This window comes from Streptomyces afghaniensis, assembly GCF_044327915.1.
GTDB classification, from domain to species: Bacteria; Actinomycetota; Actinomycetes; order Streptomycetales; family Streptomycetaceae; genus Streptomyces; species Streptomyces afghaniensis.
This window is the reverse complement of the sequence record NZ_JBIRGJ010000003.1, coordinates 353935-366459: the sequence shown is the minus strand read 5'-3', so window position 1 is coordinate 366459 and position 12525 is coordinate 353935. Positions and strand designations below refer to the sequence as shown.

Sequence of the window (12525 nt, the reverse complement as noted above, 5' to 3'; positions counted from 1 at the left end):
CGAGCGCTGCTCGGGCCGGGCGATCCTGATGGCGTCTGCTCCTCCGTCCTTCTTCGATCAGTGATCCGTGTCAACGAGAAAAAGGCTAACCGCGCCGAAGCTCAATGTCTACTCTGACAAGAGTAGATTTTCGTTCGCTGGAGGCGCACATTGCTTGTGGCCCGCAAGGACCGCGAGACGACGACGAGGGCCCTGCCGACGCGCGTCGGCAGGGCCCTCATCGGGATCGGGGTGGGCGGTCGTCCGCCCGTCCTCATGCGTCCAGGGGTGTGGCGCCGAGCAGTGCCGACGCGGTCTGGAGCGGGGTGGCCGCGCGCACGGGCGCGGCCTCGGGGTGGGCGTGGCAGGTGAAGCCGAGGCGGGTCATGGCCCGGACGACCTCGCCGGCGGTGAAGTCGCGGGGGTCCTGCCGGGTGATGACCTGGCCCACCTGCTTGACGGGGTAGCGGCGGCGGCCGATGGTCACGGACTCACCGGTGACGAGCTCGGGCGTGATGCCCTTCATCGAGGCCAGCACCCCGTCCTTGGTCAGGTCGAACGGGTACCGGGCGATGACACAGCGCATGATGCCCCTCAGGGAGAAGGAGAACGGGCTGACCGGGCGAGGCGGATCAGCTGGAGAGGGCGAGGACGCCCGGGGTCCGGCCGTGCTCCCCGAGGGCGGGGATCCGGGGGACGGGCGAGGCGAACGGTCCGCCGAGGACGTCCCGCAGCCGGGTCCGGTCCGTGTACGCGGCGCTGCCGCGGTGAACGGCGAGTTCGGCCCTGGTGACCGAGCCCGTGCACTGGTCGTCCGCGTCGCACAGGAGGAGGTGGTCGACCCGGGCACCGGCCATGACGGACAGTGCGACCTCGACGGTCATGTCGTCCCGGACCCGGGGGCCGGATCCGTCCATGCCGTCGAGCACGGTCACGGGGCAGGGATCCGCCTGCCGGCGCTGCGTCTGAACCGGTGTCAAAGCTGCCTCCTCGGTGATGGGTGAGCTACTGGCCCGACTGCCGGTCGACGCCACTAGGCCGCCGGGTCGTAGGCGGGCCGCTGCGCCGTGCGCCGCCCCGCCTGTCCGGTGGGGCGTCCCCGGGAGGGGCGGCGGCCCCGGGACGAGGGGGCTCCGGAGGACGTGCCACGGCGGGGGTGTGCCGGGGCCGGCGCGGTGATGACGACCGGGACACCGGACGGGGTCTGGGCGCCGGTGATCCGGCTCAGCTCCGCTTCACCCGAACGCACCGGCGTGACCTGGGGGGTGATGGCGGCCGAGGCCATCAGCCGGGTCATGCCGCGGCGCTGGCCGGGTGTCACGAGGGTGACGACGCTGCCGGACTCGCCGGCGCGGGCGGTACGGCCGCCGCGGTGCAGGTAGTCCTTGTGGTCGGTGGGCGGATCCACGTTGACGACCAGGTCGAGGTTGTCGACGTGGATGCCGCGGGCCGCGACGTTGGTCGCCACCAGCACCGTCACATGGCCGGTCTTGAACTGGGCGAGGGTCCGCGTGCGCTGGGGCTGGGACTTGCCGCCGTGCAGAGCCGCGGCGCGGACGCCGTTGTGCAGCAGGTGCTCGGTCAGCCGGTCCACGGCGCGCTTGGTGTCCAGGAACATGATCACCCGGCCGTCCCGCGCCGCGATCTCGGTCGTCGTGCGGTGCTTGTCCGCTTCGTGCACGTGCAGCACGTGGTGCTCCATCGTGGTGACCGCACCCGCCGACGGGTCGACGGAGTGCACCACCGGGTCCGACAGGTAGGTGCGGACCAGCCGGTCGACATTGCGGTCCAGGGTGGCCGAGAAGAGCATCCGCTGCCCCTCGGGGCGCACCTGGTCGAGCAGGGCCGTCACCTGGGGCATGAAGCCCATGTCGGCCATCTGGTCGGCCTCGTCGAGGACGGTGATGGCGACGTCGTCCAGCCGGCAGTCGCCGCGGTCGATGAGGTCCTTCAGCCGCCCCGGCGTCGCGACGACGACCTCCGCACCGGCCCGCAGCGCACCCGCCTGCCTGCCGATCGACATGCCGCCGACCACGGTGGCCAGCTTCAGCCGCACGGAGCGGGCGTACGGGGTGAGCGCGTCGGTCACCTGCTGGGCGAGCTCGCGGGTGGGGACCAGGACCAGGGCGAGCGGCTGCCTGGGGGCCGCGCGCCGGCCGGCGGTACGGGCCAGCAGTGCGAGGCCGAAGGCGAGGGTCTTGCCCGATCCGGTACGGCCGCGGCCGAGCACGTCACGCCCGGCGAGCGAGTTCGGCAGGGTCGCCCCCTGGATGGGGAACGGTACGGTCACGCCCTCGTGGCCGAGCGCGGCCAGCAGCGGCGCCGGCAGGGCGAGGTCGGCGAACGCCTCGACGGCGGGCAGCGCCGGCGTGGTCGTCACCGGCAGCGCGAACTCCCCCTGGGGAGCGGCCGGCCGGCGGTCGTAGCCCTTGGAGCGTCGCGGCGCCCCCGAGCCCTTGGTGGCAGCGCCCCGGGAGCGGTCGTAGGTGCGGGGCGTGCGGGTGGTGCGTGCGCGGTTCAAGCGGAACCTTCCTCGATGTGAGCTGGTAGGCACGTATCAAGGAATTTCCGCAGCAAAACGAACGGCGCAGAGAATCGCGAGAACGAGCCTGAGATGTTGGGCGCGGCGTTCTTGTCACGCGCCCTGAAAAGCAGCGAGCTGGGGCCCGCACCCCAAGGTGCGGGCCCCAGCTGCGAAATATGCGTTGCTGCCGCGATGTCAGGCGGGAACGATGTTCTCGGCCGTCGGGCCCTTCTGGCCCTGGGCGATGTCGAAGGACACCTTCTGGCCTTCCAGCAGCTCACGGAAGCCCTGGGCGGCGATGTTCGAGTAGTGGGCGAAGACGTCGGCGCCGCCGCCGTCCTGCTCGATGAAGCCGAAGCCCTTTTCCGCGTTGAACCACTTCACGGTGCCAGTAGCCATGTTAATTCTCCTTCGGAGACGATGTTCGGAATTCGCCCTGTGCGGATTCCGCGTCGCCGTGCTGATTACCCCGTAGGAAAATGAACCTTCTGGCAACCACACCTGCAACTGAGATCGACAGTAGCACGGTGCGACCGGCCTTGTGCGGAGCACTAATTCCGCCCCGGCCGGCGATCGAGGAATACTCGCCGGGGGCCGCGCCAATTTCTCATCTCACAAAAACAGATATTGGCTCCACGGGGCTGCACTGTTCCTGCCGCCGCCTCCGCCCGCGGGGCCATGACCTCCTCCGATGAGCCGTCCGGCGCGGTCGCCGCCCTCAGCGGACGGGACGACGGTGAACGCGCCGGAACCCCACGATCGCGAGGAAGGTCACATCGGCATACGGGTGACGAGCCGGAGGGGCGGCCCGGCCTGGAGTCGGGGCGCTGGTGCGACCCTCACCCGCTGCTCCCGGGGCTGTACGGCTGGAGGAGCTGGTCCACGGGTGCGTGGTCGTCGGTGAGCAGTCGGGCGTCGCCGGTCCAGGAGGCGAGGTCGTCGCCGGTGGTGATCTTCCAGCTGGTCCGCCGGGCGTCCAGCGCTCGCTGGGTCGCGCGCAGGTCGACCGGCCGGTCGGAGGCGATCACCACCAGATTGCCGCCCAGGGAGGTGGCGGTCGGGTCGAGGCCGATGTCGGCGGGTTCGCCGACGAGGGCGACATGCTCGAAGGTCTCGCTGAGGGTGGCCACTTCGGCACGGGCGAACGCCAGACCACCGTGATCGATGAGGTTGGCGACGTACAGGCCGTCCTCCTTGAGCACCCGCCGCACGTCGGTCATCGCTTCGACGGTGGTGAGGTGCCACGGCACGCTGACGCCCCCGAAGGCGTCGCCGACGACGAGGTCACGACTGCCGGCGTCCAGCCGCCGCAGGCCGAGCCTGCCGTCCTCGACGCGTACGTCGATACCGGCGTCCGGCCTCAGACCGAGCTGGTCGCGGTCGATGCGCACAACCCCGCTGTCGATCTCGGACACCAGGCTGCGCGTGCCGGGCCGGGTGGCCGCGAGGTAACGGGGAAAGGTGAGCCCGCCGCCGCCCACGTGGTGGGCGGCGAGTGGCTCGCCTTCGGGGAAGGCGGCATCGACCACCGCCGCGATGGCGCGCACGTACTCGAACTCGAGGAAGGTCGGGTCGTCGAGGTCGACATAGGAGTGCCGCAGGCCGTCCAGGACGAGTGTGCGGCCGCTGTCCCGGTCGGGGTCCGCGACCACCCGTGCGCAGTGGTACCTGGTCTCCGTGTCGCAGCCACCGGGCGCGACCGTGGTGGCGAGGCCGCCGGCCACGACAACGAGTGTCAGGGCAGGGGTGCCGCTCCACCCACGCGCACGCCACTCGACCAACGCCGAGCCGGCCACCAGCAGAATGCCGAGGCCGATCAGTATGCCGCTCACCGGCAGCCGCGAGACGAGGACGAAGCCGGTGAGGACGGTGCCGACGATGGCGCCGACGGTGCCGACACCGGACAGCCGGCCGACCACCGTTCCGGTCTCGGCGAGGCTGGTGAGACGCAACTTGGTCACGAGCGGCGTCACCGCCGAGAGCAGCGCGCCCGGCACGAGGATGGTCAGCGACGCGATCAGCAGGAGCACCGCCGGCGCCAACTCCGCACTGGTGCGCAGCACGGCAGGGGTGAGCGCGACGACCGCTCCCGACACTCCGAGCGAGGGGCCCAGGAGCCGGCGTGGATCGACCTGGTCGGCTATGCGCCCGCCCAGCCAGGAGCCGAAGGCGATCGCGGTGAGGGCGATGCCGATCACCATCGTGCTGGTCTCGAGGGTGAGGCCGAGGTAGGGAGCCAGCAGCCGCAGAGCGACGATCTCGACCACCAGGACCGAGGCCGACGACCCGAACACCAGTATGGCGGCGGCACGGGAACCCAGGCCGTGGTGGTGGGGCGTGCCCTCGGCGACGGACGGGGAAGACGATCCGGTCACGGGCGACATCCTTCCATGGGCGCGGTCGAGGGCCGAGCTTTCACGAGGGCGCCCGCCGCGCCGGGAGGCTCTGCCGCGGCGCCCTACTCGGCGCGTGCGGCGGTCCAGTTGATGTGCGGGGGCTCGACGCGGCCGCACCGGGGCCCGCCTTGCTCGTCGGTCAGGCCGAGGCGTCCGACCAGCAGTCCGTCGCGTGCGGCGGCGGCGAGTACGTCGTCGGGGATGACGTCGAGCATGAGTTTGGCGCGGCGGAACATCGTGAAGGTGCCCGTGTCGTCGACCGTGCCCCACGACAGGTAGATGAACCGCCGGCCCAGACGGTCCTGCACGTAGGGGCCCTTGACCTCGGTGCCGGCCGGCGAGGTGCTCGTGGTGCACTCCAGGGTCCAGGTCGCCGACGGTGCGTCACCGGGCTGTGGTGCGAGGAGTTCGGCCGGACGGTCGCGGCGTTGTACGGCGACGTGGAGGTCGCCGTCGGCGCGGACTTTGCCGTCGGCGGAGGCGGGGCGGGTGCGGCCGGGCAGGTCGACGGCGTCGATGCGGATGCGCATGGCTGCCATCATCCCGCCATCGCCCGCCGTCCGTCCCGCCGTCGTCCCCGGTCCGTCCCGCGGCTCAGTGGTCGTCGCGGACGGTGGTCGCGATGCCGTTCCTGATCACGACCTCGGCGCTGAAGCCCTTCTTGGCGGCCTTCTCCAGTTCCGCCTCGGTGCACTCGGTGCCGCCCTGGCCGCCTTCGCCGGTGTTCGTGTCACCGCAGATGTCGCCGTAGCCCCAGATCCTGGTGTCCTCGGCGACGAGGAACTGCTGCTCGGTGCCCTTCATGTCGGAGACCGTGTACTTGCCCGGCGCCAGGTAGGAGACGTTGCCGAACCAGGTCCCGTTGACGCCCTTGCCCCCGTTGCCCGGCTGGGCGGCACGCCGCTCGGTCACCAGGGTCGCGATGCCGTTCCTCATCTCCACGTCGGCGCTCACGGCGGCCTTCTTCGTGGCGGCCTCCAGCTGATCCAGGGTGCACGGCGCGGCGACCCCGGACCCCGCGTCGCCGCATATCGTGCCGGCGCCGTGGACCTCCGTGTCGTCGGCGACCAGGAACTGCTGGTCGCCCTTGCCCGGCACGGACACGATGTACTTGCCCGGGGCGAGATAGGTGACCTTGCCGTTCTTGAACGAGCCGCTGACGCCCTTCGAGTTCTTGGCGCCCTTGGAGTCCTTGGAGCCCGCGGAGCTCTTGGATCCCTTGGAACCCGCGGAGTCCACGGAGCCGTTGGAGTCCACGGAGCCCTTGGAGCCCTTGGAGGCCTTGGAGTCCGAGGCCTTCTCCGCGACTGCCGCCGCGCCCGTTCCGCTCTTGCCGGACGAGCTGTCGGCCGTGCTGCTCTGGCACGCCGTCATCAGCAGCCCGGCGGTGATCGCGGCGGTGGCGAGGACGGCCTTGCGCAGGTGGCGGTTCTTCACGGGAGGTTCCTTCCGAGGCGGTGAGTACACGTGCTGACTATGAGGAGCCCCGGAGCCCCCGGGTTACGCCCGTCCTCCCTTCCGGACACCGCCGTGGCACGGCCGTGACACGGCAACACATCGGCTGCGGACGGCGGTTCCCCGACGCGCCGCCTTGCGTCGCCGCCGCTTCACCCGCCCGCGGTGAGTTCCGGGACAGGCGACTGGATAAGATGTGCGCTCATGTCGAACCCTGATGAGCTGCTCGTCGCCATCTCCGCCGCGGTTGAGTCCGAGCGAAGCAATCAGATGTCACTGACCGTGGTCGTCGGCGGCGCCGTCATCACCGGCCGACTGGCTCCGGAGGCCGTGTGGCGGGAGCGGGTGGCGGACGTCCTGAAGGACTCGGACCGGCTCGGTCCCTTCGCCGACGTCTTCGCTCGCGGCTCACGGGAGAATCGGCCCGGCCGCGGCGAGACGCCCACGCACCTGCACTTCCATCTCGCCCGGATCCTGCAGGGCAGCCTCGGTATCCCCGAGACAGGCGGCATGTACCGAGTCGCGATCAAGGACGTCAGCGCGTGGACCGTGGGTGATTTCAGCTACATCGACCAGTGAGTCACTGTCCACGCCCAGCTGAGTGCCGGCGCCCGGGGCAGCACGAGGCATCATCGGTGGATGCATGGTGCTGGGGCCCAGTCGGGCGGTGGGAACGTGGAAGAGCCCTCGGAGATCTCGTCGCCGAAGGAGGCCGCGGACAACGCGCTGGTGCTGGCGTTCGGGCGGTTGCAGGGGGCGGCGAACCGGCTGGAGTACATCCTCGGGCGGTCACTGGAGCTGGAGTGCGGCATCAGTCATCTGATGTTCGAGGTGCTGCTCATCCTGGGGCGGGCGGGCGATCCCGGGCTCTCGATGCGGGCCATCGCCCAGGAGCAGGTGCTGACCACAGGCGGGGCGACGCGTCTGGTGGACCGGATGGAGGCGGCCGGGCTGGTGGAGCGCGCGGAGGATCCCGGTGACCGGCGCGGGCGGCTGGTCCGGCTGACCCGGCTGGGGGAGGAGACCACGGTGCGGGCCTCCCGGGTGCACGTGGCGAACATCCGGCGTTACTTCCTGGCGCCGCTGCCGCCCGAGGACCGGGAGCGGTTCGCCGAGGACCTGCGGATCCTGAGCCACTCCGCACGGGACGAGCTGCCCCGCCTGCCCTGAACGGCCCTTTGGGCCGGCATCAGGGCTCGCACGTGGCGGGCGTCACACACCTGAGGAAATATCTGACGAGTCAGTTACTGTTTTCTCAGACGAACCGCTCGCGTCCGGCGGGCGCCACACCTCGGCTGGGACCTTCCATGAAGCTCGTCCACGCCTTCGCTGACCGGTGCCGAGTCCGGCGAGGGCTACGAGCGGCTGACGCGGCGGCGGACGACTTCCACCGCTCCGCCGGACCGGGTGTCACCGGCTCCCCACGCCGCTCGCCGTCGCCGGCGACCGAGTCACCGCCCCGGCCCATGGCCGCGCCACCGCCGACGACATCGACCGGCGCCTGGCCGCCCTGACCACCGCCCGCACCGACTGAACTCCATCCCCCAGGAGGCCCCGCATGAGCACCCTCTCCTTCAAGATCCTCGACCTCGACTTCCCGGCCGGCAGCAAGAACAAGACCGCCGCACTCGTGACCGGTGAGCAGGAGGCGCTGCTGGTCGACGCCGGCTTCACCCGCGCCGACGGGCACCGCCTCGCCGCCGAGATCCTCGACTCGGGCAAGAAGCTGACCACCGTCTTCGTCAGCCACGGCGACCCGGACTTCTACTTCGGCGCCGAGGTCCTCGCCGACGCCTTCCCCGACGCCGCCTTCGTCGCCACCCCGATCGTCATCGAGCACATCCAGCACTCCTACGAGGCAAAGCTCAAGGCGTGGGCGGCCCTCGGCCCGAACCTGCCCACCCGCCTGGTCGGCCTCACCCCGCTGACCGGTGACCTCACCCTCGAAGGCCACCGCTTCGAGCTCAAGGGCGGCCCGGCCGGTCTGCCCGACCGCCACTACCTGTGGCAGGCCGAGCACCGCGCCCTCCTCGGCGGCGTCCTGCTCTTCCAGCAGGAGCACGTCTGGGTCGCCGACACCCCCACCCCCGCCGACCGCTCCGTCTGGATCGAGCTGCTCGACGAGATGGCCGCCCTGCAGCCGGCGCTGGTCGTCCCGGGCCACCGCTTGCCCGGCACGGCGGCCGACGCCTCCGCCATCACCGCCACCCGCGACTATCTCGTCGCCTTCGAGGAGGAGCTCGGCAAGGCGGCCGACGGCGCCGCGCTGACCGAGGCGCTCGTGGCCCGCTACCCCGGCAACGGCATGGTGATCGCCGCCCAGATCGGGGCGAAGGTCGCCAAGGGCGAGATGAAGTGGGGCTGAGTGCCATGACCCACGAGCACACCGACTTCGCGACCTCCACGGCCCCGGCCGACGTGGTCCGCCGCCAGTACCTGGCCTCCGCGGCCGGCGACCTGGAGGCCCTGCGCGCCACCCTCGCCCCGGACGTGGAGTGGAAGGAGATGGCGGGCTTCCCTCTCGCCGGCACCTACCGCACCCCCGACGGGGTCACCTCCCACGTCATGGAGCAGCTGGGCAAGGAGTGGGACGGCTGGACCGCGCACGACGACACCTATGTCGTCGACGGGGAGAACGTCGTCGTCCTCGCCCGCTACACCGCGACCAACAAGGCCACCGGCAAGCCGATCGACGTGCGCGTCGCCCACCACTTCGTGGTCCGCGGCGGCTTCATCGTCCGCTTCGAGCAGTTCGTCGACACCGCCCTCGTCCGCGACGCCATGCCCTAAGGCACGGAACTTTGTGCAGTGCCCGTATCGCCGACTTGTGTGACGAGCTCATAGCATCTTGGAACTCGCGATGATTGTCCTATCGCTGTTCACCCAATGAGCCTATATCAAGCAAATCGGTCGAAAAATTTATATCCAGGGCGTTGCATGTGTTTTCGCGAATAAACAGCAGAAGTGGGTCCACTGCTTGGCGTCAGTGGCAAGTGATGCTGTGGGGCACGGCAGGGGTGGCGGCCCTTGGGCTTTTTGTCGCACTGGAGATCGCCGCGTACCGCTACGGTCAGCCGGGGCCGATCGCCGACCAACTGGCGGGGGCGGTATTCGCCCCGAAACCGGGGCCGTTGTACGGCGGTTTGGCGTTGATGTCGGTGGTGCTCACCTGGCCGCAACGGATCGTCGCGGCCGGCGTCGCGATCGGCTTGGACGCCGTCCTCCTACTGGTGCGCTGGGCGGCCGACGTCAAGGTGGCCGACGGCCATTTCTTCGGTAACGGCGCGTTGTTGGTGATGTTGGGTTACGCGGTCATCGCCGTCACGCGCCGCACCGGCCCGGAACGTGTCCTGCTGTTGAAGGGCGTCGGGTTGGGCCTGCTGCTGGTGGCCGGCCGCAAGACCGGCGACTCCTGGCTGCTGATCACGTCGAAGACCCGCCCGCTGGTGCTCGACCAGTACGTGGCGACCGCCGATCACGCGCTGGGCAACCCTTCGTGGCTGGCAGGCCGCCTTCTCCAGGCCACCGGCCCGTTCGGCATCCATGTTCTCGACCTGGTCTACGCGAAGCTCGCGGTGGCCGCGATCGTCGTCGCGCTGTACCAGCTGCGTCACGTAGTGGTCGAGCGCCGCTTCCCGAGCCATCATCTGGTGCGCACGTTCCTGGTGATCGGCCTCCTCGGGCCGGGCATCTACATGCTCTTTCCGGTGGTCGGACCGGTCTTCGCCTACGGCCCGGGCGCCTCCGGCACCGGCGGCGTGGAATGGGCGGCGGCCAATCTGTGGCCGCACACGCCGTTGCCGGTCACCGCGCCGCAGCTGATGCCGTACGACCAGATCACCCCACGGAACTGCATGCCCAGCCTGCACACGGCGTGGGCCCTCGCGATCTTCATCCATACCCGCAAGGGCCCGCGAATGCTGCGATTCGCCGGCACGTTCTGGCTGGTTGCCACGCTCGCCGCGACGCTGGGATTCGGCTACCACTACGGCGTGGACCTCGTCGCCGGCGTGGTGTTCGCGCTCACTGTCGAGGCGGCGCTGCGTGCGCTCGACCGTGGCTGGGACCGGCAGGGGATCCAGCTCGTCGCCTACGGCACCGCGGTCTTCGCGGCGCTCTTGGTGTCGTACCGCTGTCTCCCGCTGGAGATGGCCAGGCATCAGGAGGTGTCCGGACCACTTCTCATCCTGGCGATGGCCTCGGTGGTCTACGGCTACGTACGGACCGCCAGACTGTGGGAACCCGCGGTTGTGGCCCCGCGCCGACCGGAGCCACAACCCGAACCGGTCTGAACGCGCTCCGATCGAGGTCCACGTCAAAGGAGCCGAAAAAAGGGAGGGGCGGCAGTGCCCTGTGCTGCCGAGCGGGTTACCCGGGTGCGTGGGGACAAACGAGTCCTCGCGGGACGACGAGTCCTGACGGCACACGCCCGACGTAAGGAGATCCGATGGCCCCGCCCCGGAATCGCGCACAGGACGGACCGAGCGGCCGCGCGCTGCTCACGGACCCGCTGAGCAACAAGGGCGTCGCCTTCACCCAGGAGGAGCGGGAACGCCACGGACTGGTCGGGATGCTGCCGCCCGCGGTGCTTTCGCTGGAGCTCCAGGCGCGCCGCGCCTGGGAGCAACTGCAGGCACAGCCCGACGACTTGGCGAAGAACGTGTACCTGGAGCAGCTCCACGACCGCAATGAGGTCCTCTATTTCCGGCTGCTCTGTGACCACCTCACCGAGCTGCTGCCGATCGTCTACGACCCGACTGTGGGCGAGGCGGTCAAGCGCTACAGCCACGAGTACCGGCGGCCGCGCGGCGTCTACCTGTCCATCGACCGCCCCCAGGACATCCGCCCGGCGTTCCAGGCGCTGGGCCTGGGCCCCGACGACGTCGACCTGCTGGTGGCCACCGATGCGGAGCAACTCCTCGGCGTCGGCGACTGGGGCGTCGGCGGCATGCAGCTCTCGGTCGGCAAGCTGGCGGTCTACACGGCCGCCGCGGGCATCCACCCGGGGCGGGCCGTCCCGGTGATGCTCGACGTCGGCACCGGAAACCAGGCGCTGCTCAACGACCCGCTGTACGTCGGCAACCAGCACAACAGGGTGCGCGGCGAGGAGTACGACTCGTTCGTCGCCGCCTTCGTGGAGGCGGTGTCGGAACTGTTCCCGCAGGCGCTGCTGCACTGGGAGGACTTCGGCGCCGGCAACGGCCGCCGGATCCTCCAGCGGTACGGCGAGAAGATCTGCACGTTCAACGACGACATGCAGGGCACCGGCGCGATCACCCTGGCCTGCGTGATGAACGCGGTACAGGTCACGGGCACGCCCATGCGGGATCAGCGGATCGTGGTCTTCGGCGCCGGGACCGCGGGCGTGGGCATCGCCGACCAGCTGCGCGATGCCATGGTCCGCGACGGACTGGACCGCGAGGAGGCCACCCGCCGCATCTGGTGCGTGGACCGCCAGGGCCTGCTGCGGCAGTCCACCGAGGGACTCCGCGACTACCAGCGGCCGTACGCGCGGCCCGACGACGAGTGGCCCGAGGACGGCCCGGCCGACCTGCACGGCGTGGTGGACCACGTGCACCCGACCGTGCTGGTGGGAACCTCCACCCAGCACGGGGCCTTCACCCGGGACGTGGTGCGTTCCATGGTCCGTCACGTGGACCGGCCGGTCGTCCTGCCGTTGTCCAACCCCACGGAGAAGATCGAGGCCATGCCCGCGGACGTGCTGCGGTGGACCGAGGGCAAGGCCCTGGTCGCCACCGGCATCCCGGTACCTCCGGTGGAGCTGGGCGGCACCACGTACGTCATCGGCCAGGCCAACAACGCCCTCGTCTACCCGGGGTTGGGGCTGGGCGCGGTGGTGGCCCGCGCCGAGCGGATCACCGACGGCATGCTCCAGGCCGCGGCGGAAGCCGTCGCCGGCCTCGCCGACCTGTCGGAACCCGGCGCCGCGCTGCTGCCGGAGGTGCAGAACCTGCGCACCTCCTCGGCCGTGGTCGCCACGGCCGTCGCCCGCCGCGCCGCCGAGGAGGGCGTCGCCCGGGCCCGCCTGGACGACGTGATCCAGCAGATCCAGGACGCCATGTGGCAGCCCGAGTACGGCTGACAAGCGAGGCCCCAGGCTGCTGACGACTGGTCAGTGGCCTGGGGCGGGCGCGGGGAAACTTATCCACC

Annotated in this window: 13 protein-coding genes; 6 read left to right on the top strand and 7 right to left on the bottom strand. The window is 70.6% G+C overall.

From position 1 onward, the window contains the following. Positions 1-253: 253 nt before the first annotated feature. The 7 genes from ACH4G3_RS12030 to ACH4G3_RS12000 all read right to left on the bottom strand — a co-directional run bounded on the left by ACH4G3_RS12030 (position 254) and on the right by ACH4G3_RS12000 (position 6336). Positions 254-565 (bottom strand): SCO5918 family protein, encoded by a 312-nt coding sequence (locus ACH4G3_RS12030; protein WP_397624341.1) that lies wholly within the window; start codon positions 563-565, stop codon positions 254-256. A 46-nt stretch (positions 566-611) separates the two neighbouring features. After that, positions 612-959 (bottom strand): CBS domain-containing protein, encoded by a 348-nt coding sequence (locus ACH4G3_RS12025; RefSeq protein ID WP_397624340.1) that lies wholly within the window; start codon positions 957-959, stop codon positions 612-614. Positions 960-1012: 53 nt separating this feature from the next. Beyond that, entirely contained in the window at positions 1013-2500 is a 1488-nt protein-coding gene (locus ACH4G3_RS12020) for a DEAD/DEAH box helicase (RefSeq protein ID WP_397624339.1), read from the bottom strand. 198 nt (positions 2501-2698) lie between these two features. Further along, positions 2699-2902, bottom strand: a complete 204-nt coding sequence (locus tag ACH4G3_RS12015) for a cold-shock protein (RefSeq protein WP_004986771.1) — start codon at positions 2900-2902, stop codon at positions 2699-2701. A 440-nt stretch (positions 2903-3342) separates the two neighbouring features. Next, on the bottom strand, positions 3343-4887 hold the full coding sequence (locus tag ACH4G3_RS12010) for a fused MFS/spermidine synthase (RefSeq protein ID WP_397624338.1): 1545 nt from the start codon (positions 4885-4887) through the stop codon (positions 3343-3345). Positions 4888-4961: 74 nt separating this feature from the next. Next, the gene (locus ACH4G3_RS12005; protein WP_397624337.1) at positions 4962-5429 is read right to left on the bottom strand and encodes a DUF5990 family protein; all 468 of its coding nucleotides are present in this window, start codon (positions 5427-5429) and stop codon (positions 4962-4964) included. Between the two features lie 64 nt (positions 5430-5493). After that, the gene (locus tag ACH4G3_RS12000; RefSeq protein WP_397624336.1) at positions 5494-6336 is read right to left on the bottom strand and encodes a hypothetical protein; all 843 of its coding nucleotides are present in this window, start codon (positions 6334-6336) and stop codon (positions 5494-5496) included. Positions 6337-6558: 222 nt separating this feature from the next. Between ACH4G3_RS12000 and ACH4G3_RS11995 the strand changes: the two genes are divergently transcribed. The 6 genes from ACH4G3_RS11995 (at position 6559) to ACH4G3_RS11970 (ending at position 12457) form a co-directional block, all read left to right on the top strand. Then, complete coding sequence (locus tag ACH4G3_RS11995; protein ID WP_354737255.1) at positions 6559-6933, top strand: hypothetical protein; 375 nt, start codon at positions 6559-6561, stop codon at positions 6931-6933. Positions 6934-6993: 60 nt separating this feature from the next. Further along, on the top strand, positions 6994-7524 hold the full coding sequence (locus ACH4G3_RS11990; RefSeq protein WP_397624335.1) for a MarR family winged helix-turn-helix transcriptional regulator: 531 nt from the start codon (positions 6994-6996) through the stop codon (positions 7522-7524). A gap of 388 nt (positions 7525-7912) precedes the next feature. Beyond that, complete coding sequence (locus ACH4G3_RS11985) at positions 7913-8719, top strand: MBL fold metallo-hydrolase (protein WP_397624334.1); 807 nt, start codon at positions 7913-7915, stop codon at positions 8717-8719. A gap of 5 nt (positions 8720-8724) precedes the next feature. Further along, positions 8725-9144, top strand: a complete 420-nt coding sequence (locus tag ACH4G3_RS11980; protein ID WP_397624333.1) for a nuclear transport factor 2 family protein — start codon at positions 8725-8727, stop codon at positions 9142-9144. 206 nt (positions 9145-9350) lie between these two features. Continuing rightward, the gene (locus tag ACH4G3_RS11975; RefSeq protein ID WP_397624332.1) at positions 9351-10646 is read left to right on the top strand and encodes a phosphatase PAP2 family protein; all 1296 of its coding nucleotides are present in this window, start codon (positions 9351-9353) and stop codon (positions 10644-10646) included. A gap of 155 nt (positions 10647-10801) precedes the next feature. Beyond that, entirely contained in the window at positions 10802-12457 is a 1656-nt protein-coding gene (locus ACH4G3_RS11970; protein WP_397624331.1) for an NAD-dependent malic enzyme, read from the top strand. Positions 12458-12525 lie beyond the last annotated feature (68 nt).

Bases quoted from the DNA above. Each gene is read 5' to 3' on its own strand.
- ACH4G3_RS11985 (WP_397624334.1), top strand. From the start codon at position 7,913: ATGAGCACCCTCTCCTTCAAGATCCTCGACCTCGACTTCCCGGCCGGC.
- ACH4G3_RS12005 (WP_397624337.1), bottom strand. From the start codon at position 5,429: ATGCGCATCCGCATCGACGCCGTCGACCTGCCCGGCCGCACCCGCCCC.
- ACH4G3_RS11970 (WP_397624331.1), top strand. From the start codon at position 10,802: ATGGCCCCGCCCCGGAATCGCGCACAGGACGGACCGAGCGGCCGCGCG.
- ACH4G3_RS11975 (WP_397624332.1), top strand. From the start codon at position 9,351: ATGCTGTGGGGCACGGCAGGGGTGGCGGCCCTTGGGCTTTTTGTCGCA.
- ACH4G3_RS11990 (WP_397624335.1), top strand. From the start codon at position 6,994: ATGCATGGTGCTGGGGCCCAGTCGGGCGGTGGGAACGTGGAAGAGCCC.
- ACH4G3_RS12030 (WP_397624341.1), bottom strand. From the start codon at position 565: ATGCGCTGTGTCATCGCCCGGTACCCGTTCGACCTGACCAAGGACGGG.
- ACH4G3_RS11980 (WP_397624333.1), top strand. From the start codon at position 8,725: ATGACCCACGAGCACACCGACTTCGCGACCTCCACGGCCCCGGCCGAC.
- ACH4G3_RS11995 (WP_354737255.1), top strand. From the start codon at position 6,559: ATGTCGAACCCTGATGAGCTGCTCGTCGCCATCTCCGCCGCGGTTGAG.
- ACH4G3_RS12010 (WP_397624338.1), bottom strand. From the start codon at position 4,887: ATGTCGCCCGTGACCGGATCGTCTTCCCCGTCCGTCGCCGAGGGCACG.
- ACH4G3_RS12015 (WP_004986771.1), bottom strand. From the start codon at position 2,902: ATGGCTACTGGCACCGTGAAGTGGTTCAACGCGGAAAAGGGCTTCGGC.